The 23,041-nt window shown below is 40.8% G+C and carries 20 protein-coding genes; 18 read left to right on the top strand and 2 right to left on the bottom strand.

What is annotated here, in order from left to right:
- The 11 genes from QQK00_RS18980 (at position 1) to mgtE (ending at position 8,369) form a co-directional block, all read left to right on the top strand.
- Positions 1-960, top strand: a complete 960-nt coding sequence (locus QQK00_RS18980; protein WP_284219270.1) for a KpsF/GutQ family sugar-phosphate isomerase — start codon at positions 1-3, stop codon at positions 958-960.
- Positions 960-1,529 carry a 3-deoxy-manno-octulosonate-8-phosphatase KdsC gene (kdsC, locus tag QQK00_RS18975; RefSeq protein WP_284219269.1) on the top strand — a complete coding sequence of 190 codons (570 nt, stop codon included), beginning with the start codon at positions 960-962 and terminating at the stop codon, positions 1,527-1,529. The genes QQK00_RS18980 and kdsC overlap by 1 nt, the downstream gene beginning before the upstream one ends.
- A gap of 3 nt (positions 1,530-1,532) precedes the next feature.
- Positions 1,533-2,090, top strand: a complete 558-nt coding sequence (gene lptC / locus QQK00_RS18970) for an LPS export ABC transporter periplasmic protein LptC (RefSeq protein WP_284219268.1) — start codon at positions 1,533-1,535, stop codon at positions 2,088-2,090.
- Entirely contained in the window at positions 2,062-2,670 is a 609-nt protein-coding gene (lptA, locus tag QQK00_RS18965; RefSeq protein ID WP_284219267.1) for a lipopolysaccharide transport periplasmic protein LptA, read from the top strand. The genes lptC and lptA overlap by 29 nt, the downstream gene beginning before the upstream one ends.
- Positions 2,670-3,395, top strand: coding sequence for an LPS export ABC transporter ATP-binding protein (gene lptB / locus QQK00_RS18960; protein ID WP_284219507.1), 726 nt, complete (start codon positions 2,670-2,672; stop codon positions 3,393-3,395). Before lptA ends, lptB begins: the two co-directional genes overlap by 1 nt.
- 76 nt (positions 3,396-3,471) lie before the next feature.
- Positions 3,472-4,989, top strand: coding sequence for an RNA polymerase factor sigma-54 (locus QQK00_RS18955; RefSeq protein ID WP_284219266.1), 1,518 nt, complete (start codon positions 3,472-3,474; stop codon positions 4,987-4,989).
- A gap of 27 nt (positions 4,990-5,016) precedes the next feature.
- Positions 5,017-5,304, top strand: coding sequence for a ribosome hibernation promoting factor (hpf, locus tag QQK00_RS18950; protein WP_284219265.1), 288 nt, complete (start codon positions 5,017-5,019; stop codon positions 5,302-5,304).
- Between the two features lie 7 nt (positions 5,305-5,311).
- Complete coding sequence (gene ptsN, locus QQK00_RS18945) at positions 5,312-5,755, top strand: PTS IIA-like nitrogen regulatory protein PtsN (RefSeq protein WP_284219264.1); 444 nt, start codon at positions 5,312-5,314, stop codon at positions 5,753-5,755.
- A 27-nt stretch (positions 5,756-5,782) separates the two neighbouring features.
- Positions 5,783-6,658 carry an RNase adapter RapZ gene (gene rapZ / locus QQK00_RS18940; RefSeq protein ID WP_284219263.1) on the top strand — a complete coding sequence of 292 codons (876 nt, stop codon included), beginning with the start codon at positions 5,783-5,785 and terminating at the stop codon, positions 6,656-6,658.
- Complete coding sequence (locus QQK00_RS18935; RefSeq protein WP_284219262.1) at positions 6,655-6,927, top strand: HPr family phosphocarrier protein; 273 nt, start codon at positions 6,655-6,657, stop codon at positions 6,925-6,927. The genes rapZ and QQK00_RS18935 overlap by 4 nt, the downstream gene beginning before the upstream one ends.
- Before the next feature lie 77 nt (positions 6,928-7,004).
- Positions 7,005-8,369, top strand: coding sequence for a magnesium transporter (gene mgtE / locus QQK00_RS18930; RefSeq protein ID WP_284219261.1), 1,365 nt, complete (start codon positions 7,005-7,007; stop codon positions 8,367-8,369).
- Here the strand turns inward: mgtE and arcB are convergent.
- Entirely contained in the window at positions 8,366-10,720 is a 2,355-nt protein-coding gene (gene arcB / locus QQK00_RS18925; RefSeq protein WP_284219260.1) for an aerobic respiration two-component sensor histidine kinase ArcB, read from the bottom strand. The two genes, mgtE and arcB, sit on opposite strands and share 4 nt — an antisense overlap.
- A 538-nt stretch (positions 10,721-11,258) precedes the next feature.
- Here arcB and gltB point away from each other — a divergent pair.
- The 6 genes from gltB to QQK00_RS18895 all read left to right on the top strand — a co-directional run bounded on the left by gltB (position 11,259) and on the right by QQK00_RS18895 (position 20,198).
- Positions 11,259-15,725: a glutamate synthase large subunit gene (gltB, locus tag QQK00_RS18920; protein WP_284219259.1), complete on the top strand. Its 4,467-nt coding sequence runs from the start codon at positions 11,259-11,261 to the stop codon at positions 15,723-15,725.
- Positions 15,726-15,736: 11 nt separating this feature from the next.
- Positions 15,737-17,152: an FAD-dependent oxidoreductase gene (locus QQK00_RS18915; protein WP_284219258.1), complete on the top strand. Its 1,416-nt coding sequence runs from the start codon at positions 15,737-15,739 to the stop codon at positions 17,150-17,152.
- A 179-nt stretch (positions 17,153-17,331) separates the two neighbouring features.
- Positions 17,332-17,742, top strand: a complete 411-nt coding sequence (locus QQK00_RS18910; protein WP_284219257.1) for a hypothetical protein — start codon at positions 17,332-17,334, stop codon at positions 17,740-17,742.
- Positions 17,743-17,822: 80 nt separating this feature from the next.
- Complete coding sequence (locus tag QQK00_RS18905; protein ID WP_284219256.1) at positions 17,823-18,422, top strand: DUF2726 domain-containing protein; 600 nt, start codon at positions 17,823-17,825, stop codon at positions 18,420-18,422.
- A gap of 89 nt (positions 18,423-18,511) precedes the next feature.
- Positions 18,512-19,204: a 5'-methylthioadenosine/adenosylhomocysteine nucleosidase gene (locus QQK00_RS18900; protein ID WP_284219255.1), complete on the top strand. Its 693-nt coding sequence runs from the start codon at positions 18,512-18,514 to the stop codon at positions 19,202-19,204.
- Positions 19,205-19,223: 19 nt separating this feature from the next.
- The gene (locus QQK00_RS18895) at positions 19,224-20,198 is read left to right on the top strand and encodes a cobalamin biosynthesis protein CobD/CbiB (RefSeq protein WP_284219254.1); all 975 of its coding nucleotides are present in this window, start codon (positions 19,224-19,226) and stop codon (positions 20,196-20,198) included.
- A 113-nt stretch (positions 20,199-20,311) separates the two neighbouring features.
- Here QQK00_RS18895 and tyrS read toward each other — a convergent pair whose 3' ends face one another.
- Positions 20,312-21,511, bottom strand: coding sequence for a tyrosine--tRNA ligase (gene tyrS / locus QQK00_RS18890; protein ID WP_284219253.1), 1,200 nt, complete (start codon positions 21,509-21,511; stop codon positions 20,312-20,314).
- Positions 21,512-21,713: 202 nt separating this feature from the next.
- Between tyrS and QQK00_RS18885 the strand changes: the two genes are divergently transcribed.
- Complete coding sequence (locus QQK00_RS18885) at positions 21,714-23,012, top strand: peptidoglycan DD-metalloendopeptidase family protein (protein WP_284219251.1); 1,299 nt, start codon at positions 21,714-21,716, stop codon at positions 23,010-23,012.
- Positions 23,013-23,041: the final 29 nt, after the last annotated feature.

Raw genomic sequence — 23,041 nt, 5'->3', positions numbered from 1 at the left:
ATGAGCTTTAGATTGTCCGCTAAACAAACCATTGAGAATCAAATTAACGCGTTGAACGCACTAAGTCGTTCGCTCAATGAAGAGTTCGATGATGCATGTGCACTTATTAACAACTGTACAGGTAAGGTAGTTGTTACTGGTATGGGTAAATCAGGCCATATAGGTAATAAAATCGCTGCGACATTAGCAAGTACAGGTACGCCGGCATTTTTTATGCACCCGGGTGAAGCAAATCACGGTGACTTAGGAATGCTTGATTCAAAAGACGCATTAATCGCTATATCAAACAGCGGAGAAACATCAGAACTAATTCATTTATTACCATCAATTAAACGTCTGAAAATTCCAGTTATCGCGATTACAAATAATATAAATAGTAGTCTTGCCAAGTTTGCAAATGTCGCGCTAAATTTACATGTTAAAAGCGAAGCATGTTCGCTTGGGCTGGCGCCGACTACTAGCACAACGGCAACCTTAGTTTTGGGTGATGCTATTGCCATTGCTTTGCTAGAGTCAAAAGGGTTTACTGCACAAGATTTTGCTTTTTCTCACCCAGGTGGAACATTAGGTAAACGCCTACTTTTAACCGTGCAAGACCTTATGCTTAAAGAATCTTTAGTACCCATTTCGCAACATACTGATGTACTCTCTGATGCACTCTTGGAGATATCTTCAAAAGGCTTAGGGTTAACCACGGTAGTCAAAAATAATAAAATGATTGGCGTTTTTACAGATGGCGATCTAAGACGTGCCTTAGATAAGGGGATAAATGTTAGACACGCCCTTATCGGAGACGTAATGACATCTCTTGGCGTATCTATCGACGCTGATTCACTGGCGGTTGAAGCGCTCAATCTTATGCAAGAGCGTAAAGTAAATGCGCTAATAGTGACGAATGAAGATAGACATCCGATTGGCGCACTTAATATGCACATGCTGTTGCAAGCAGGCGTTGTGTAATGTCTTTAATCGAACAGCCAACAATAAGTACTTTGTACGGCCCTGTAAAACAAAGTGTGTTTGACGCGTGTAAGTCAATTAAATTGCTCGTGCTTGACGTTGACGGTGTATTGTCTGATGGCAATATATATATGGGCAATAGCAGTGAAGAATTAAAAACCTTTAACACCAAAGACGGATATGGCATAAAAGCTGTTATGAGTGCAGGCATAGAAGTTGCTGTTATAACTGGAAGACAATCCTCTATTGTTCAACAGAGAATGCAGTCGCTGAACGTAAAATACATAGTGCAAGGGCAAGAAAACAAATCAGACGCTATTCAAAAAATTATGAAAGAAAAAGCCTGTACTAAGAGCAACGTGGCTTGTATTGGTGATGATATGCCTGACATAGGCTTATTCGAAAATAGTTATCTCAAGGTTGCCGTAAATGACGCACACCCATATATTAGACAGTTAGCAAATCACGTTACAACATTAAATGGTGGTAGAGGCGCCGTTAGAGAATTTTGTGATTTACTGCTTTTATCAAGAGATTTATTGGATAAGCAATATGGTAGTAGTATCTAGCACATGAGTAGAATAGGCTTAAGTATTGCGATTGTATTTACTGTCTTATTGGGTTTGTACATGTTGATGCTATTTGATGACGACAAAAAGATAAACGAAAGAGTCGACGAGCTAGTGTTAACACCAACATATGAAGCCGTGAATTTAGACAGTAAGTTATTTGATGAAAATGGTGTACTAAGCCACCAAGTCGCTGCTGACAAAATGGAACATTATCAACCGTTTGGATTTATGGTATTCGATAATCCGGTATATACCGTTTTTCTCGAATCAGGTGAACCTTGGCAAATTACAGCTGAAGAAGGTACGTTGTATGAAAGTAGTAAAATTCAGCTCGAAAGAAACGTTGTTATATCGAACTTAAATACGACCGAATACGTCAAAGAAATCAAAACTGAGTATATTGAAATTAATCTCACCGACAAAACAATTTATTCAGATCAAGCGGTTGAAATGATTGGTGAGGACTATAATGTACGTAGTATTGGGATTCTTGGGAATCTCGCAACACAACAATATGAGTTAAAACAACATGTACAAACCCAGTATTTTCCGCAGTAGCAGCTGTCTGAAGAATACCTTTTCACTATTTAGCATTGCGATGCTTACTGTTTATAGTTTCAGTATCTTTGCACAAACAGAAGATATTGAAGTAGATACAACTCAAAAACAAATTGACTCGATCTTAACCGATTTCCAGAAAACGATTAGCGCAACGTCTCGAGACCAAATGTTAGATGGAAAAGCAAAAACATCGGTTTTTATAGACAACGTATTAATCACGCAAGGCAGCCTTAAGATAAACGCCGATAGAGTAGAAGCCGATGCTTCAAAAGGGCAAGGGAATGAAGTAATAAGTGCAGTTGGTACTCCTGCGAGCTATGAGCAAAGATTAGAAGATGGTAGTTTGGTACAGGCGCAAGCAAATCTAATAAAATATGATGTGGCAACTAAGGTAATTAGTCTAGAAGGGGCTGCAAGAATCACCCAAAATGACTCTACAGTATCTGCTGACTCGATATCTTACAATATGGTACAAGAGCAAATCGTTGCCAATACTAATGCAGATAGCCAACAGTCAGTTACTACGGTCATCAGCGTGGGTGATTTTGAGGACGATGACAAAGGTAATGAGCCGTGATCAGTACCCTCAGTGCCAAGAACTTAGCTAAATCATATAAATCTCGACAAGTCGTTAAAGATGTCAGCATTGAAGTATCGACAGGCCAAATCGTGGGGCTACTTGGCCCAAACGGCGCAGGCAAAACTACCACTTTTTATATGATCGTTGGCTTAGTCCCCTTAGATAAAGGTGAAATATCAATCGACCAAAACGAATTAAGCTTACAACCAATGCATGAACGTGCACGACATGGTATTGGTTACTTGCCACAAGAGGCGTCGATTTTCAGAAAACTGAGTGTTTTCGAAAACATTATGGCCATTTTACAAACGCGTAAAGAACTGAGTTCGCAGCAACGAGAACAATTGACTGATGAATTATTGGACGATTTCAATATAAATCATATACGTAATAATTTGGGCATGAGTTTGTCTGGTGGAGAGCGCCGCAGAGTAGAAATAGCAAGGGCTTTAGCTGCAAACCCAAAATTTATTTTACTCGATGAACCGTTTGCAGGTGTTGACCCAATTTCTGTGAGTGATATAAAGAAGATCATATATCAGTTAAAAGATCGCGGAATAGGTGTTCTTATTACAGACCACAACGTAAAAGAGACATTAGATGTATGCGAAACAGCGTACATCGTTAGTCATGGTTCTCTAATTGCGTCTGGAACCGCTGAGCAAGTATTATCAAACCAAGAAGTTAGAGATGTATATCTTGGTGAACAATTTTCGTTATAGATGTAGGCGCCTAAAACTCTCATTAGTAATAAGTCATTGGGCTTAAATTAGGGTTAGATGCAAGAAAAGGAAAGTAATGAAACCTTCGTTACAGTTAAAATTTAGTCAACAACTTACTATGACACCACAGCTTCAACAGGCAATAAAACTGTTGCAGCTGTCTACGCTCGACCTACAACAAGAAATCCAAGAAGCATTAGAGTCAAATCCATTATTGGAATTATCTGAGGCCAGCGTTGAGCAAGACTCCAAAGAAAGCACAAGAAACGAACAAACTGCTGAACCACAATCAACTGATAGACAAACAAATACTGAAACGCCTTCGACATCTGAGCCATCAACCACGATGGAAGAAGCAGTTGATAGCCATGATGCCCTGCAAAATGGAGACCTTCCCAACGACCTTCCAATAGACAGTTCTTGGGAAGAATACTTAGGTTCAAGCTCTGCGCCTATCAAGATGATAGGTAATAACCCTGACGAAGATTTTATATTCCAAGGAGAAACCAGCGACTCAATTCAGGATCACTTATTCTGGCAAGTAGAAATGAGCCATTTCACAGAGATAGATAAAAGTATTGCAATGGCAATCATCGACTCCATCGATGAGTCGGGCTACTTAAACGCATCATGCGAAGAGATTGTTGAATCTCTCGACAGTGAAGATGCTGAAATCGAAGAGGTAGAGTGTGTGTTAAAACGCATTCAACTCCTCGATCCAATAGGCGCTGGGGCAAGAAATGTACAAGAGTGTTTACTTATTCAGTTAAAACAATACGCAGATGACACTCCGTGGCTCGAGGAAGCAAAAAACCTTATCAAAGAATACGCTGATTTACTTGGCAGCAAAGATTACCGCACGCTGATGCGTAAAACCAAGTTAAAAGAAGAACAATTAAAAGAAGTTATGCGTCTATTAAAGACCTTAAACCCAAGACCTGGAAGCGCCATTTCAACCAAAGAGCCTGAATACATTGTACCTGACGTAAATGTTTATAAAAATAAAGGTATATGGATGGTTGAATTAAATAATGACGCCTTACCTGCACTTGCGGTAAATGAAACATATGCGCAAATAGCAAAAACATCAAAAAATCAGAACGATTCTCAATTTATCAAGTCTCATTTACAAGAGGCGAAATGGTTTATTAAAAGTTTGGAAAGCCGAAACGAGACCTTGTTAAAGGTGTCGCATTGTATTGTCTCTAGACAAAAAGAATTTTTTGAAAAAGGCCCTGAGAAAATGATACCAATGGTGCTGAATGATGTTGCTGAAATGGTTGATATGCATGAGTCTACGATTTCAAGGGTAACCACGCAAAAGTATATGCATACGCCCAGAGGCATTTTCGAACTTAAGTACTTTTTCTCCAGCCATGTGGCAACCGACTCTGGAGAAAATGCATCATCAACAGCGATACGCGCTTTAATAAAAAAACTCATTGCTGATGAACCACCTGCAAAGCCTCTCAGCGACAGTAAAATTGCACAATTGCTTGCCGAACAAGGTATAAAAGTTGCTCGGCGAACAATCGCAAAATATAGGGAATCTCTGAATATTCCCCCTTCCAACCAACGTAAAAGTCTCATCTAGACTTGTTCGAAAAGAGGACCTAGCACTATGCAAATTAACTTAACTGGTCATCACGTAGATATTACTGATTCATTACGTAATTACGTCGACACTAAGTTTGAAAAGCTGGAACGCCACTTTGATCACATAAACAATGTACATGTGATTCTAAATGTCGAAAAACTGAACCAAAAAGCAGAAGCAACCTTGCATATCAATGGAGGAGAAATATTTGCAAACTCAGAACATACTGACATGTATGCAGCAATCGACGGATTAATTGACAAGTTAGATCGGCAAGTCATTAAGCATAAAGAGAAGCTAAAGCGCCACTAAGTAAGATATGATAATTTCCGATATTATTTCACTCGACCGAACTCAATGTTCGGTTGAGTGTCACAGCAAAAAGAAAATTTTTGAGATAATCAGCGAACTCGCGATTAAACAAAACCCATCTCTCAATCAAGTGGACGTATTAAACAGTTTACTTTGCCGAGAACGAATGGGCAGTACCGGTATCGGAAATGGAATTGCAATACCCCATGGGCGAATTGACGGCATATCAAATGTGACAGCGATCATCGTCACTAGCGACCATGCAATAGACTTTGATGCTATAGACAATCAACCCGTTGATATTTTTTTCGCGCTGCTTGTACCTAAAGAACAGGCAGAATCACACTTAAGAGCACTAGCGGGCATTGCAAAAAAATTAAGTAACAAAGATATAGTGAAAGCGATTCGCAATGCCGAAAACAAAAATGAAATAGTTGCAGCACTAGCATAACCAGACCTAAACTGCCTTGGAGCATACGTGAAACTACTAATAATCAGCGGTAGATCTGGATCAGGTAAATCAATTGCACTTAGGTCTTTAGAGGATTTAGGTTATTATTGCGTTGATAATATTCCGGTGCACCTTCTACCCACATTGGTCAATGCAATTGCTGATGAACATGAACAAGTGGGCGTAAGTATAGACGTTCGAAACCTTCCTCGAGCACAAAAAGAAGTGAGTGAAGTACTAGATTACCTGCCTGATTTTTGTGAAATTACCATCATATATTTAGATTCTAGTGACGATGTACTTATAAAGCGCTATAGCGAAACGCGGCGGCTGCATCCACTATTTAAATTAAGTAATTCACTCACAGAGGCCATTCAAACTGAACAAGAGATACTCAGCCCAGTGGCTGAAAAAGCAGACTTAAAAATAAATACAGACCATTTATCTATCCATGAGCTAGCAGAATTAGTCAGAGAAAGAGTACTCGGTAAAAAAACTGCTGATTTAGTTATCGTCTTTGAATCATTTGGTTTTAAGTATGGCCTACCAAAAGACTCCGACTATGTATTTGATGTAAGATTTTTACCAAACCCTCACTGGGATCCGGATTTAAGGCCTTTAACTGGTCTAGATGGCCCCGTAGAAGTATTTCTTTCTGGCCAACCTCTGGTCATGAAGTTTATATGGCAAGTGCAGAATTTTATTAGTACGTGGCTTCCTCATTTAGAGCGCAACAACCGTAGCTATGTCACTATTTCAATTGGGTGTACAGGGGGGCAACACCGTTCTGTTTTTGTTGCTCAATCCTTATCTGAGGCATTCAAAGCCAGCCATGGTGACGTTCAAATAAAACATCGAGAATTAAAGCGAATCAAACAAAAAGACGAGAATAAACAACCATGAAGTTAGAACGTCCTGTCACTATCGTGAACAAGCTAGGATTGCATGCAAGAGCGGCTACCAAACTTGTCGAATTAGCCAATATGCATACGGCTGAAATTACCTTAGTTCACGGTGACAACGAAGCACCCGCTAATAGTGTACTAGCGTTGATGATGCTTGAAAGCTCTCAAGGCAAAACAGTTAACATAATATGCGAAGGTAAAGACGCAGAATCAGCGATGGCTGCTGTGGTATCTTTAATAGAAAATAAGTTTAATGAAGACGAATAAGTCCTTATAAATCAAAGATTCACACAAATGACACTGATTTGATGGTATAGTTGACAAAGAGAATGATAGGGATCTCTATGTCTGAAACGATAGAAGTAATCAGCAACACTCAAGAGCGCTTAAACTCAATAGCCTACTACCTAAATGCAGGCGCGTTTGTGCGTGTCCGCAAGATGTTACTTGACTTACCTGCAAGTGACGTTGCACTTCTATTAGAATCCAGTCCAGCAAAAACTCGCCAAGAACTCTGGCAGCTCCTTGATGCAGATTTTCACGGTGACGTACTCGAAGAGTTATCTGAAGACGTTCGAAACGGCATTATAAGTAAAATGGTACCTTCTAGTGTAGTAGATGCACTTGAAGATATGGACACGGATGATTTAGCAGAAACACTAAGTACACTCCCAGAAGACGTGCTTCAATCTGTTTTAGCGTCAATGGATGCGCAAGACAGAATGAGAGCAGAAAAAGCCCTCTCATACGGCGAAGACACTGCCGGTTTCATTATGAACACCGACACTATTACCGTAAGATCAGATGTCAGCATCGACGTTGTACTAAGATACTTGCGGCTGAAGACGGAGTTGCCCGAAAATACTGACACGCTGTATGTTGTAAATAGACGTGACGTTTTACTCGGTACTGTATCGTTATCGCGTCTATTGACAGCACATCCAGACGTAAACGTTGATGAAATCATGGATGATGAATCTGAAGCAATAAATGTTGATACACCAGAAAGTGATGTCGCCCAGATGTTTGAACGTTATAATTGGCTTTCGGCACCAGTTGTCGACAATGACTACAATTTAGTCGGGCGTATTACAATTGATGATGTTGTTGATATTATTAGAGAAGATGCCGAGCACTCAATGATGAGCATGGCGGGCTTAGATGACGAAGAAGATACTTTTGCGCCCGTTGGACAAAGTACGAAACGGCGCTCAGTGTGGTTAGGTGTAAACTTGATTACGGCGCTATTAGCCGCTGCAGTAAGTGATTTGTTTGAAACGACGCTAAGCCAACTCGCCGTGCTTGCCATACTAAATACGATTGTCCCTAGTATGGGCGGCGTAGCAGGAAATCAGACGTTAACTCTGGTTATCCGCGGGATGGCATTAGGACACGTGAGTCCAAGCAATTCATTATGGTTAGTTCGTAAAGAGCTAGCGATTGGTTTTTTTAATGGACTAATTTGGTCTGTGTTAATAGCAAGTGTCATCGCTATTTGGAAACAAGACTATGCGTTGGGTGGTGTTATTGCATTTGCCATGATGATGAATATGATTGCCGCGGGCCTATCAGGTGCCACTCTTCCAATTATTATGAAGAAGTTAAAAATAGATCCCGCATTGGCAGGAAGCGTCATCCTAACAACGATTACAGATGTTGTTGGAATATTTGCATTTTTAGGCACCGCAACGATATTTTTGATCGACTAATCATCTACCTGCTGTTCTTTCAGCCAAGCACTCAATACATCCACATCTTGCTGAATAGCCATGTCAAGTTGCTCAACCCAATCATGCACATTCTCCCACCACGCAGGGTGATCGCCTTGCTGAATTTGGTTGGCCGTTGACTGGACTCTAGACAAGCCAACAGAGCCTGCAGCGCCTTTGATCTTGTGAGCTTGTGAGCATACTTCATCTTTATCTTCTGCCGTAAGCGAGTCTCTCAACAATTCCATGTATTCTGGAATTTTATCCTGAAACACGTTTAAGCTAGCAAACACCATCGATTCACCAATTGTATCAATTAGCATAGTAAGTAACTCTGCATCTATTACTTTCGGTGCTGATTCCTTTATTTCCACTTTATCCACCACTGTTTCTGAGCTGTCGAGTAAATTTTCGTCGGCAAATAATTCGTTGAATACTTTAATAACCCTACTTTTCTTTATCGGCTTAGCAATTACGTCATCCATGCCATTTTGCAGATATTCTTCACGCGTCTTAATAACATTTGCTGTCAGCGCTACGATAGGAGTGTGTAATACTAAATCCTCATCTAGCAACGTTTTCGCAACGTCAAACCCCGTCATATCGGGTAGCTGAATATCCAATAAAATAAGATCATAGTCATGTTCTTTCACCATATCAATCGCTGCTTGACCAGTCATAGCGACACTAACGTGTTGACCTAACTTTTCAAGTAAGGCCTTGGCGACCATTACGTTAAGTTCAATATCTTCCACTAACAGAATGTTAAGACCGGCAACCTTAAGCTCCTCCGATTCTCTACGTTGCTCAGAAATAGTAACGGGTAAGGTAATCTCGAAACAAGTCCCTACATTTAACTCACTGTTTACTTGAATCTCCCCACCCATCTTATCAACCATTTGCTTGCAAATCGCTAGACCAATACCAGTGCCAGTAGCAGACTGAAAATCATCACGTTGCACTTGGTAATACATCGCAAAAATTTTGTCTAATTCTTTTTTGGGTATGCCAATACCAGTATCTTGGATTGTAAACCGCATTAACGCTTGTGTAGGAGAAACTTGTTCAGAAGCAACATGCAAACTTACCGAGCCTTTTTGAGTGAACTTAACTGCGTTATAAAGCATGTTCCAGAGGACTTGACGTAATCGCGTACCGTCGGCTTCAAACGCCATAGGTAAAGGTTCAACAACGGAATGCTCAAATTTTAAATTTTTATCCGCAGCAAGTAGTCGAATAATCGAGGCAATTTCACTAATGAAATTTGCGGAATTTACCGTCTTGAGTTGTATTTCCACCTTATCTCTATCGAGCTTATCCAAATCAATAATATCGTTGAATATATTACCTAAGGTAATTGCACTAGCATAAATAGTACTCACCCACTCGAATTGTTCCGTAGATAAATCGGTATCACGTAGCATTCTACTAAGGCCTACAATACCATTCAGTGGTGTTCTCAGCTCATGCGATATCGTCGCAATAAACTTCGTTTTATCTTTGCTCGCTTGCTCAATAGCTTGCTGCGAACGTCTTCTGTCCGTCATATCGCGACCGAATGCCAATAAACCTAAACGATGACCATCACCATCATAAAATGGTACTTTTCGCATTTCGTAGTAGCGTTTACGATCATCGGCAAAGCGTAACCAAAGTTCTTCGGTAATACTTGTATTGCTTTCGAGTACTTGTTGATCTGATGCTACAACTTGGCTGGCTAAATCTTCATCATAAACTTCGTGTGGCGTTAAACCGAAGAGCTCTTCTTCGGTTTTCCCTGTTAACTGTTCAGCGACCTTGTTACAACCAGCAAAACGCCCTTCTTCATTGCGATAATAAATTAGGTCAGGTGACGCATCGATTATAGAACGAGTTAAAGTAGACAAGCGGCGAGCCTCTAACTCTTGCTCGGATTTTTCCTTAATCTGCCGCTCAAGTTCGGTATACATTTTTTCGCGCTCTAACTGCGCATTTTTACGTTGTTCAATTTCATAATTTAGTTGGCGAATATTATTTTGTAATTCTCTATTCAAAATAACGTCATGTCGCCTTAATCTTTCTAGCTGCGAGACTGCTTCTTCTAAGTTTATGCGTGAATGTTCCAACTGCTTAATAAGTTCGCTAAAAAAGTAGAGTACCCAAGGTGCACTAATCAGCGTTAAAACAATCGCACTAATAAAGTCATCCAGTTCAATATCGCTGCCAAAACTTGCACGAATGATGTAACTGCCCACAATCGTAAAAAACAGTGTGAAAGCGACAAATAAGATACTCACCTTTACAGTACCCATTTTGTCTATGAACTGCGCAAACTTAATCGCCCAAGACTCTGGCGGTTGCTTCAAAAACATATACAATAACTCCTAATTAATCACGTTGAATGCTAGCAGGATTCTTTTCATATAAATAGAGTACTTTGTTCTTTGATGGAAGAAGAAAAGTACATTCTCTGACCTACTTTGCACGTCCAATGAATAAATATGTAGACAAGCGAAACTAAATGAAGTAGCTATTTTTAAGTATTTTCTGAAAATGTTCGAATTAGTTTACGGGCTAGTGTCAATTTTTTGTCAAAATTTATTACCTATACTTTCAAATACTTAGCATACATTCATAATATGAATACAAATATTAAACTCAGTGATATTTGATTTTTCGGCACGAAATAGGTATGTTCTCCCCCCCGCTTAGTGGAATGAATAATAATTCGATACGCTACGGCCTCAGGCCAAAGTATCCTCTGAAAGCACGCTAACGACTAATAATAAAATCAAAAAAAACGTGTAGTCGGCATTTTTGTCGTTATTTTGTTATGGGTTCTGATGTAAAATATGAGAACAAATCACGCATATTATTGCATTAGGCAATTGCGCGTGGAAGGAGTAAAACATGGGTTTGTATCATCAATCTGATTCGAAAGACAACTGTGGCTTTGGCCTCATTGCCAATATCAACGGCGAGTCTAGTCATAAATTAGTTCAAACTGCTATCCAGGGACTAGACCGCATGCAACATCGCGGTGGTGTAGCTTCTGACGGAAAAACAGGCGACGGTTGTGGTCTTCTACTACAGAAACCAGATTCATTTTTTCGCAAAGTGGCTAGTGAACAGGGCTGGACACTAAATAATAACTACGCCGTGGGCATGGTATTTCTTAGTCAAGACGATGCTGTAGCCAATGCCGCTAGAGACGTATTAAACGAAGAGCTAGAAAAAGAGATGCTCAACGTCCTTGGTTGGCGAAAAGTGCCTGTTAATCACGACATATTGGGTGATTTAGCGCGCACAGGTGTACCACAGATTGAACAAGTTTTTGTTAATGCACAAAACGGGTGGATTGCCCCAGATGTAGAACGCCGTTTATATATGGCGCGTCGTCGAGCAGAAAAACGCTTGGTAAATGACGAAGATTTTTATGTTGCCTGCCTGTCCAACTTTGTGCATATATATAAAGGTTTAGTGATGCCTAAAGATCTGCCGGAGTTCTATCTAGACTTGGCAGATCCCGATTTAACGTCTTCTATTTGTGTTTTTCACCAACGTTTCTCAACAAACACACTACCCAAATGGCCACTCGCGCAACCTTTTAGATTTTTAGCACACAATGGTGAAATAAATACCATTAAAGGTAACCGCGAGTGGGCAATAGCGCGCACCAACAAGTTTGTTACGCCTTTACTACCTGATTTAAAAGAAGCAGCGCCATTTGTAAATCTTGAAGGTTCTGATTCGAGTTCACTTGACAATATGCTTGAGTTATTCCTAGCAGGCGGCATGGATTTATTCAGAGCAATGCGCTTACTTGTGCCACCAGCATATCAAAACAACGACACGATGGATCCTAACTTACGTGCGTTTTATGAATTCAATTCAATGCACATGGAACCTTGGGATGGCCCTGCAGGTATCGTAATGACCAATGGTAGGCACGTTGCATGTAATCTAGATCGAAACGGTTTACGTCCTGCTCGTTATGTGTTGACAAAAGACGGTACAATCACACTAGCATCTGAAATAGGTATTTGGGATTATCGCCAGCAAGATGTACTAGAAAAAGGGCGTGTTGGACCAGGTGAAATGCTTGCCGTTGACACGCATACGGGCAAAATCTGGCGTTCAAATGAGATTGACGAAGATTTAATGGCTCGCCATCCTTATTCTGAATGGTTAAATGACCATATCGAACGCTTAAAACCTATAGAAGAATGTGACGCGCAAGCGATAGGCAAAAGAGTGTATGGCAATGACGAAATGTCGACATACCATAAACTTTTTAATTACAGCTACGAAGAAATTCAACAAGTTGTTAAAGTCTTAGCAAAAGATGGACAAGAAGCCGTTGGATCAATGGGTGACGATACACCTATGGCAGTGATGAGCTCTAAGCATCGAACAATGTATGACTACTTTCGTCAGCAATTTGCTCAGGTGACCAATCCACCAATTGATCCGCTTCGTGAAAATCATGTGATGTCTTTGGCTACCTGTATCGGTCGCGAACAAAACGTATTCAACGAAACAAGTGGATATGCAAAACGTGTATTGTTTGATTCACCCATACTCGTTTATACCGATTTAAAACAGTTACGTGAATATGATCAACAGTACTATCACAACGAAACAATAAGCCTGAATTACGCACCAGAGGAAGGCTTAGAAGCTGCTGTTAAACGCATTTGTGAAGAGACGATTGTTGCAGTAAAAGAGAAAAATGCAGCCTTTGTCATCCTATCTGATCGCGATATAGAAAAAGGTAAATTACCAATTCCAGCGCCAATGGCTGTTGGTGCTGTTCAAAAAACCTTAGTTCAAGCGCAATTGCGTTGTGATGCAAATATAGTCGTCGAAACTGCTTCGGCTAGAGACCCACACCATTTTGCTGTTTTGATTGGCTTAGGTGCTACTGCTGTCTACCCATTCCTCGCTTATGAAACAATCGAGCAATTGGTAGAAGAAGGAGACATAGACACAACAGCAATAGAGGCCGTTTTAAATTATCGTAAAGGTATAAACAAAGGCCTTTACAAAATTATGTCCAAAATGGGTATCAGTACGGTTGCTAGCTACCGTAGTTCAAAACTATTTGAAGCTATTGGCATTAATCGTAGTGTAATGGATTTATGTTTCAATGGTGTAACGAGTCGTCTTCAAGGTGCAGGCTTCGAAGATTTTGAACAAGACTTACAAAATCTAGCCCGTATCGCATGGATAAAACGTAAAACCCTGTCTCATGGCGGTTTACTTAAATATGTGCATGACGGTGAATACCATGCATACAACCCTGATGTTGTAAAAACATTACAAGTGGCTGTAGTAAGTGGTGATTACGAAGACTATAAAAAGTACGCGTCGCTTGTAAATGACCGAGCGCCGAGTCATCTGAGAGACTTAATGGTTGTTCGTGAAGGCCAAACTCCCATTGACATAGATAAGGTTGAAAGTGCAGAAAACTTGTACCCACGCTTTGATACAGCTGCAATGTCGATTGGCGCTCTGAGTCCAGAAGCTCATGAAGCATTAGCCATTGCGATGAATCGATTAGGTGGTCAATCCAACTCAGGAGAAGGTGGTGAAGACCCAGCAAGATTTAACACCGAAAAGAACTCAAAAATAAAACAAGTCGCATCAGGGCGTTTTGGTGTTACACCGCATTATTTGGTCAATGCAAACGTCATACAAATAAAAGTGGCTCAAGGTGCTAAGCCTGGAGAAGGTGGCCAGTTACCTGGTGACAAAGTAAACAAATATATTGCGACACTGCGCTTCTCTGTGCCAGGTGTAACCCTTATTTCACCTCCGCCCCATCATGACATATATTCGATTGAAGATTTAGCGCAACTAATTTTTGACCTGAAGCAGGTTAACCCTACTGCGCTAATATCAGTAAAACTCGTTTCTGAACCAGGCGTGGGCACAATTGCAACAGGTGTAGCTAAAGCGTATGCAGATTTGATCACAGTATCAGGTTACGATGGTGGAACAGGTGCAAGCCCGTTAACCTCGGTTAAGTATGCAGGCAGCCCTTTCGAGCTAGGCTTGTCTGAAACACAGCAAGCTTTGGTTGAAAATGGTTTACGCCACAAGGTTCGCGTACAAACTGATGGTGGACTAAAGACCGGTCTTGATGTTGTTAAAGCAGGTATATTAGGTGCAGAGTCGTTCGGCTTTGGCACTGGCCCTATGGTTGCACTTGGTTGTAAATACTTAAGAATATGCCACTTGAATAACTGTGCAACAGGTGTTGCAACACAGGACAGTAAGCTTCGAGACAATTATTTTATTGGTCTTCCTGACATGGTAATGAATTACTTCAAGTTTATTGCGCAAGAAGTACGAGAAATAATGGCTAGTCTTGGTGTCGCCAAATTTGAAGATTTAGTTGGCCGTACTGAGTTACTCGAATTAATTGATGGTCAAACAGCGAAGCAGGCAAAACTGGATCTTTCTCCGTTATTAGAAAAGCCAGAAGCGGGTAAACACACGCAATTGTTTTGCTCCGAAACAACGAATACGCCAATTGATAAAGGCGAGCTAAATATTCAAATGCTTCAGGATGCTGCAGCGGCAGTAGAAACTGAATCATCAATATCTTTATCATACAACGTAAAAAACACCGACCGCTCTGTAGGCGCGACACTGTCTGGCGCTATCGCTAAACAATACGGAAACTCTGGTGTTTCGGATACGCCGATTCAAGTAACGCTAAAAGGCACCATTGGTCAAAGCTTTGGCGTATGGAACGCTGGCGGTTTAGAAATGACGCTGATTGGCGATGCCAACGATTATGTAGGTAAAGGAATGACTGGCGGAAAGCTCGTTATTCACCCACCCACTGGCGTTAGCTTCGATGTACATAACAGTGCTATTATGGGCAATACATGTCTATATGGTGCCACCGGCGGTAAAATTTATGCTGCGGGTCGCGCAGGTGAGCGTTTCGCAGTGCGCAACTCCGGCGCAATTGCGGTTATCGAAGGCATGGGCGACAACGGTTGTGAATACATGACAGGTGGTATTGTTGCGGTCCTTGGCAGTGTTGGGGTTAACTTTGGCGCAGGTATGACGGGCGGATTTGCCTACCTGTACGACGAGTTTGACGACCTAGCACACAGAGTTAACTTCGAATTAGTAGAAATACTGAGTATAGAAGATAAAGTAATTCTTTCAGAGCATTTACGAGGCCTTATTAACGAACATTATGAAGCGACTGGCAGTGCGCATTCACTGGGCTTATTAACTAACTTCGCGGAAGAAATGAAGCGCTTTAGATTAGTTAAGCCAAAAACAAGTGATGTAAAAAACTTACTTGGGCATATCAGTCGCTCAAGTGCTGAACTCAGAGTACAGGCGCAATAAGGAACAGTAGTATGGCAAAGAATATTTACCAATTTGTGGACGTTGCGCGTATCGATCCACCAAAAAAACCGATAATAGTGCGCAAAGAAGAGTTTGGCGAAATCTACCAGCCGATGACGTCGTCTCAGGCGGAAGGTCAAGCAGATAGGTGCCTTGATTGTGGTAACCCATATTGCGAATGGAAGTGCCCAGTACACAATTATATTCCTCAATGGTTAGCACTTGCTAATGAAGGGAAAATCCTCGAGGCGGCAGATTTATGTCACAAGACAAACAGCTTGCCTGAAGTGTGCGGTCGTGTTTGCCCACAAGATAGGTTGTGTGAGGGCGCATGTACCCTTAATGATGATTTTGGCGCAGTTACTATTGGTAGTATTGAAAAATACATTACTGATAAGGCATTTGAAATGGGCTGGCGCCCAGACATGTCTGGCGTGGAATTAACAGACAAAAAGGTGGCAATCGTCGGCGCAGGACCAGCCGGCTTAGCTTGTGCTGATATCCTTGTAAGAAACGGTGTTAAACCTGTAGTATTTGATAAATATGAAGAAATTGGGGGGCTACTTACCTTTGGCATCCCATCGTTCAAACTTGAAAAAGAAATAGTACAACTTCGTCGTAAGATATTTACAGAGATGGGAATAGAATTCGTACTAAATACCGAAATCGGTAAAGACATTCCTTTTGAAAATTTGTTAAACGACTATGACGCCGTATTCTTAGGGATGGGCACCTACACGTCGATGAAAGGTGGCTTTGCTAACGAAGATGCACCAGGTGTATATGATGCACTGCCTTTCTTGGTAGCAAATACGCGAAGAGTGATGGGGACTGAAGAGTCACCTGAAGACTTTATTGATATGAAAGGTAAACGTGTCGTTGTGCTTGGTGGTGGTGATACTACAATGGATTGTGTACGCACATCCATCAGACAAGAAGCTGATTCCGTAATATGCGCTTATCGCCGCGATGAAAAAAGTATGCCGGGGTCTCGTCGTGAAGTTGTAAATGCAAAAGAAGAAGGCGTCGAATTCCAGTTTAACATCTCACCAGTAGATATTGCTGTTGACGAAAACGGCAATGCCGTTGGTGTCCGCGTCGTAAAAACTGAAATGGGCGAACCAGATGCAGCGGGGCGCCGTCGTCCTGTAGAAATCCCAGGTTCAGCGCACGTCTTAGAAGCTGACGCAGTGATTATAGCTTTTGGATTCTCACCAAGCCCTGCTACCTGGTTTGCAGACTATGGCATAATCTTGGATGAAAAAGGAAGAGTACGAGCGCCAGCAAACGCACGTTATCCGTTCCAAACAACAAATCCAAAGATCTTCTCTGGTGGGGACATGGTACGAGGTTCTGACTTGGTCGTGACGGCAATTGATGAAGGCCGAAAAGCGGCTGACGGAATACTCGATTATCTAGAAGTTTAAGGTCAACACGACGCTTTATCGAAACGCCGAAGGGAGACCTCTCGGCGTTTTTTCATTTTCCAATTAACTTTAATACACCATGAAACAATGGTGTTACATTCTATACCTATTAACTAATTTAAAAACCCTAAACCTCCCCTTTTACGTTTTAATGTAAGCATTAGAACTAGGAGGTTGTTGTGAAAGATAATCAAAAACTCGCTACTTGTATTATGGTCACAAAGCACCTTTGCTTTTTACTACTTTTACTTACCGCATCAAAGTTATTTGCCTCAGACACAAAGGGCATTGACTTAAGCCAACGTGCGTCTGAAAATTGTCCAACTAGTTTCAATAACATTCAAGTGCATGAGAGCGGCAAGCTTTGTCAGATTTTTGCCGTTGAATTCCCGGCAAGTATGATTTTTCATATTCCAATGAAACCACATGACGTCATTTCATTTTATAAAAGTACAAACCCAGAACTAATATTAAGTTCAACAATTAAAGAGCGCACACTGCTTAAGAGCTCAGACGACAATAAAACCCTGATTATTTCGAGAGACGGTGACGGTACTCAAGTCGATATTTTAGTCAAACAAAAAGCATAACTTCTTAACGTGGCACATTGATTGCTTTCTAATATTTATAGATAACGAAATTGTCGTTGTTGTTAAATCTTGGAGTCATCATGGAAATTGCCATTATATTAATATCCGCTCTTATTTGTATGTCCGTTGTTGCAATTAAACTAAGCGATACAAAACTAAGTTTCCCATTTGCAATGAAAAAGCAATTATTTACCGCTGCAGAACGTCAGTTTTTGATGTTAATTGAACGTGCAGTCGGAAACGAGTTCCGGGTATTGTGCAGAGTTAGGCTAATTGACCTATTGAGTCTAAAAACAGACACTAATAAAAAGCTAGCGAACAGTGCATTACTAAAAGCAGGCAATAAACATATTGATTTTGTTCTTTGTGATAAAAATGACTTAACACCCGTTATGGCGATTGATTTGGTTTATGGTGCTGGTAAAGATGGCCACAACGTGCAGCGAGACTTTTTTGTGAATGGTGCTTTAGACACCGCATCTATACCTCACGTGAGGATTAAAGCTAAAAATGGTTACACGCTTGCGGAAATTCGAGAATGCATTGAAACGAAACTCATCCCACTACGCAGAAGACAAGGCAAAATTCCTTTCGTAGCGGCTAACGACAGACCTGAAGTAATCAAACGGTCGACAAAGCCGACGAGACCCTTAAGCACAAGTCGTAAAGCGGTAGCCTAGTAAGCAAATCCTTTTCGAAGGTCCATATACTTGTATTTCAAGGCTGAGTAGCTATTATTGCGCTCAGCTTTTTACAGTCAGGAACAAAAATGAAAATTGCAATCATTGGCGCAATGCAAGAAGAGGTAGAAATACTCAAGGCTTCTTTGGCAGGCGCAAACACCATTCAAGCAGAGTATTTAGAGGTATTTGCTGGCACATTATCTGGCCATGATATATTTTTGGTACAAAGCGGTATTGGCAAAGTAGCTTCGGCAGTCGCGACAAGTATATTGATTCAGTCATTCTCCCCTGATTTAGTGATCAATACTGGTTCTGCCGGCGGTTTTGATCCTGAGCTAAATATTGGTGACATTGTTGTAGCTGATAGTCTGATACACCATGATGCCGACTTAACTAATTTTGGATATGCATTGGGTCAATTGCCCTCAATGCCTGCGCGTTTTGTTGCTAACGCCAGTTTTAGCGAGAAAGCATATACTGCGGCAGATAGTCTTCCAGATATTAAGGTAAAGTCGGGATTAATATGCAGTGGTGATCAATTTATTTGCGATGACAAAGTTGCTCAAGGTATACAGCAGAACTTTCCTGATATGAAAGCCGTTGAAATGGAGTCTGCCGCCATTGCCCAGTGTTGCCATATGATGGATACACCGTTCGTCATTATTCGCAGCCTCTCAGACATTGCAGGAAAAACGTCGACAGTATCGTTTGAACAATACTTAATCACTGCATCAAAAAATTCTTCCCGATTAGTTCTCAGCATGTTGGAAAGTATTTAACGCTGCACAAGCCTCGTCAATGGACGCATATCTTATCAATATCGACATAGCGCCGGAATATACTACGATACTGATAGTATTAGTCGCGTGGATTTGCGAACGATTAATTCCCACACCAAATAGCGCGAGCCCATTAACATTCTGGCGCTTACTCTGCGCTAGAATGCGAGATAAAGTAGTGTCATCAAACGACGCGAAGCGGCAACACACTATATCTGGCGTATTAGGGTTCTTTGTGCTGCTCTCTCCTTTTCTAGCGATTATTTATACCATTTACTTCCTCGCAGATGTGCAAGCACTACTTGACTTGTTAATTTTATACGTATGTTTAGAGTACAGTCAGTTAAAAGTAAATGCCTTAAGGGTTAAAAAGGCACTTGCAAATGAGAAAAAGCAATTAGCTAGAGATATACTGCAATCCCAAATCTTTAGGCAAACCCGCCGATTATCTCCAATTGGGATTACCAAGGCCCTAATTGAATGCATGACACTAAGATTTATTTATCAACAATGCTGTGTAATCATACTTTATTGTATCGGAGGCATAATATTGGCGCTAATTTACCGACTCGCATATGAAGCACATCAAACCTGGAACATTAAGGTGCAGAGATCTCGCTATTTTGGCTATTTTAGTTACTTGCTGACACAAGTACTTCAATTTATTCCGGTTAAAATAACGAATATTCTATTGGTTATCGCAGCGGGGAAAGCGTTCAGCTACAGGAAACTACCCACATTTTTGTTCAGCCCCATAAACTGGCAAGCTAGTGGTTACCCCACATTCCACGCCCTAAGTATTGCCTTAAACGTGCACGTTGGCGGCACAGTTATGCGAGAAGGTATTAAGTATAAAAGAGATAAGTGCTATGGTAAGCACGAGCCTAAATTATCCGATATTCAGCGAACGCTCAATTTGCTCGACCGCACGCTAATTATTTTATTTTGTATAATACTACTAGTTATTTGGTCAATAGTTCAGGCGCAAACGTAAAACGACTTGTAGAGGTTTAAAGTGAAAGCAAGTAAAACACAATGCGTATTTTACTTGCCGCGAAATGCTTGAAACAAATTCCCTAGTATCACATACATCAGTTGAACATGATGTTATGACAAGGTAATACGAGCAAATTTACGCTTTCCTACTTGATACACTCGGGTGCCGGTTTCATTCAATATCAATCGAGTATCTGCTACTTTTTCACCGTCAATCTTAACCGCATTCTGTTTTATCATCCGCATAGCATCGGAAGTTGAACCAACAAGTTTGGCTGATTTAAGTAAACTTCCTATAACTATGCCGTCAGATGGTAAGGCAATATTGATCTCTGGCATGTCGTCAGGAATAGCGTTTTTCTGAAAACGCTGAATAAAGTCATTGTGAGCAGTATCTGCATCCTCTTCACTGTGAAAACGTGTAATCAATTCTTTTGCTAATTCGATTTTAAGGTCTCGAGGGTTCTTACCACTTTTTACAGATGCTTTTAATTCTGCAATCTCTTTCAAAGGTCTAAAACTTAACAAATCAAAATAACGCCACATCAGATCATCAGAAATTGACATCACCTTTCCGAACATATCATTCGGTGCATCTGTAATACCAATATAATTGTTCAGTGACTTAGACATTTTTTGCACACCATCCAAGCCTTCCAACAATGGCATCATTAGCACCGTTTGTTGTTTTTGCCCTTGAGACTTTTGTAATTCTCGTCCCATTAATAAGTTAAAACGTTGGTCAGTACCACCAAGCTCAACGTCTGACTCTAGTGCGACCGAATCCCACCCTTGCACAAGCGGGTACAAAAACTCGTGAATAGCAATTGGCTGATTACTAGCGTAGCGTTTTTTGAAATCATCTCGTTCTAACATTCTGGCCACAGTTTGGCTTGCCGCAAGCTTAATCATTCCGGCAGCGCCCAAGGCATCCATCCACTCTGAATTAAAGCGGATAGTTGTTTTTGCCGGATCTAGTATTTTAAATACTTGTTCTTGATAGGTCTTTGCATTTTCCAACACTTGTTCTTTCGTAAGTGGCTTACGAGTCGCGTTTTTTCCCGTAGGATCCCCTATCAAACCGGTAAAATCCCCAATCAAAAATATAACGTCATGACCCAGTTGTTGAAAGGTTCGAAGTTTATTGATTAAAACAGTGTGCCCCAAATGCAAATCGGGCGCGGTTGGGTCAAAACCAGCTTTAATTTTTAGTGGTTTATTGGTTTTTAAGCGTTCAATCAGCTCTTCTTCTATTAAAATCTCATCGGAACCACGTTTAATTTCCGCGAAAGCTGTTTCCCAACTGGCCATGTTTGTATCCTAAAAAATAATGAATGTTGTGTAAATCTTTAGTAAGTAACTTATATATAAAGGTATAATTACGGAGTAACCAAATCCTGAAGGATACTCATTTTGCGCCGATAATACTTTAGATGGTAAAGTGAACCTTTTGACTGGAAACCAGACTAAATTCGGTATATTCTGACCTTTAACCTGTGTATTTTACGAGCCTATGATAAACAATACAATAAAACATCTTCCAAAAAAGCACCGCTACACTTTAGGTGCGGTTTTGTTCGTCACGATCGTTTTATTTATATTTCCCACAGACAATGTTAGCGCGTCACGTAACGTAAAAGTGATGCAACTTGAACCCGGCGTACAATATGAGTTGCCGGTGCCAGAACTTAATTCTGAAGGTATCCTAGACGAGTCATTATTTGAAGCCGAAGATTATATTACACATAAAGTTAAACGTGGCGACACACTCGCAAGCATACTCAAAAAGCACAAGTTATCTGCACAAACAACCTACAAAGTAAGTAAAGCAGGTGAACATGCACAAAAACTAAAACGCATCAAACCGAGCGACATACTATATCTCCATATTGATGAAGCAGGACAACTTACGTCATTACAATACCCAATTACAAATACCGAAACACTACAAATATCATTAGTTGAAAATAACTATCACAGTGATATTAAGACAAAAAATGTTGAAAAAATTATTGGCTTTGGCCAAGGCACCATTAAAAGTAGTTTTTGGCACGCCGGCATTGAGGGCGGCTTAACCGACAATCAAATTATGGAACTTGCTGGTATTTTTGGGTGGGACATAGACTTCGCGCAAGAGATACGTCGAGGCGATTCTTTTAATTTGGCCTATGAAGAACTGTATGTTGACGGCGAGTTTATTGGATTTGGTGATATTGTCGCGGCAGAGTTTATCAATCAAGGGGATACATTTACTGCGATTAGGTATACAGACGGCAATTATTATACACCTGAAGGGCGAAGCATGCGTAAAAGCTTTTTGCGTGCGCCTATCAACTTCAAATACTACGTCAGTTCTAATTTTAACCCCAGACGGTTTCACCCTGTACAAAAACGCATCAAACCTCACCGTGGTGTAGATTACGCTGCACCAATCGGCACGCCCGTCGTAGCTTCTGGTGACGGTAAAGTTATAGAAGCCGGATACAATAGATTCAACGGAAATTATGTTTTCATACAGCATGGCGAAAAGTATACAACCAAATACTTGCACTTTAAGCGCAAAGCAGTAAAACGAGGCCAATGGGTCAAACAGGGACAAACTATTGGCTACCTTGGCCGCTCTGGCATGGTTACTGGTGCACACTTACACTATGAATTTTTAGTCAACGGCGTACACAGAAATCCGAGAACGGTAGAACTCCCTAAAGCTAAGCCAATTAAAGCATCAGAAAAAGACAGTTTTTTAGTAGTAGCAGACAAACATCAGAGCTTGCTAGACAACAATAAGCGAATTATGTTGGCGATGAAGTAAGAGCACTGTGTAAAAACAAAAAAACGAGC

Source organism: Agaribacter marinus, assembly GCF_030160655.1.
Classification (GTDB): domain Bacteria; phylum Pseudomonadota; class Gammaproteobacteria; order Enterobacterales; family Alteromonadaceae; genus Glaciecola; species Glaciecola marina.
Note: the sequence above shows the minus strand (reverse complement) of the source record. Positions and strands in the feature narration are given on the sequence as shown.

Bases quoted from the DNA above. Each gene is read 5' to 3' on its own strand.
- QQK00_RS18935 (WP_284219262.1), top strand. From the start codon at position 6,655: ATGAAGTTAGAACGTCCTGTCACTATCGTGAACAAGCTAGGATTGCAT.
- hpf (WP_284219265.1), top strand. From the start codon at position 5,017: ATGCAAATTAACTTAACTGGTCATCACGTAGATATTACTGATTCATTA.
- arcB (WP_284219260.1), bottom strand. From the start codon at position 10,720: ATGTTTTTGAAGCAACCGCCAGAGTCTTGGGCGATTAAGTTTGCGCAG.
- QQK00_RS18885 (WP_284219251.1), top strand. From the start codon at position 21,714: ATGATAAACAATACAATAAAACATCTTCCAAAAAAGCACCGCTACACT.
- QQK00_RS18955 (WP_284219266.1), top strand. From the start codon at position 3,472: ATGAAACCTTCGTTACAGTTAAAATTTAGTCAACAACTTACTATGACA.
- QQK00_RS18980 (WP_284219270.1), top strand. From the start codon at position 1: ATGAGCTTTAGATTGTCCGCTAAACAAACCATTGAGAATCAAATTAAC.
- mgtE (WP_284219261.1), top strand. From the start codon at position 7,005: ATGTCTGAAACGATAGAAGTAATCAGCAACACTCAAGAGCGCTTAAAC.
- lptC (WP_284219268.1), top strand. From the start codon at position 1,533: ATGAGTAGAATAGGCTTAAGTATTGCGATTGTATTTACTGTCTTATTG.
- gltB (WP_284219259.1), top strand. From the start codon at position 11,259: ATGGGTTTGTATCATCAATCTGATTCGAAAGACAACTGTGGCTTTGGC.
- kdsC (WP_284219269.1), top strand. From the start codon at position 960: ATGTCTTTAATCGAACAGCCAACAATAAGTACTTTGTACGGCCCTGTA.
- QQK00_RS18905 (WP_284219256.1), top strand. From the start codon at position 17,823: ATGGAAATTGCCATTATATTAATATCCGCTCTTATTTGTATGTCCGTT.
- QQK00_RS18895 (WP_284219254.1), top strand. From the start codon at position 19,224: ATGGACGCATATCTTATCAATATCGACATAGCGCCGGAATATACTACG.
- tyrS (WP_284219253.1), bottom strand. From the start codon at position 21,511: ATGGCCAGTTGGGAAACAGCTTTCGCGGAAATTAAACGTGGTTCCGAT.
- QQK00_RS18900 (WP_284219255.1), top strand. From the start codon at position 18,512: ATGAAAATTGCAATCATTGGCGCAATGCAAGAAGAGGTAGAAATACTC.
- lptA (WP_284219267.1), top strand. From the start codon at position 2,062: ATGTACAAACCCAGTATTTTCCGCAGTAGCAGCTGTCTGAAGAATACC.
- QQK00_RS18915 (WP_284219258.1), top strand. From the start codon at position 15,737: ATGGCAAAGAATATTTACCAATTTGTGGACGTTGCGCGTATCGATCCA.
- ptsN (WP_284219264.1), top strand. From the start codon at position 5,312: ATGATAATTTCCGATATTATTTCACTCGACCGAACTCAATGTTCGGTT.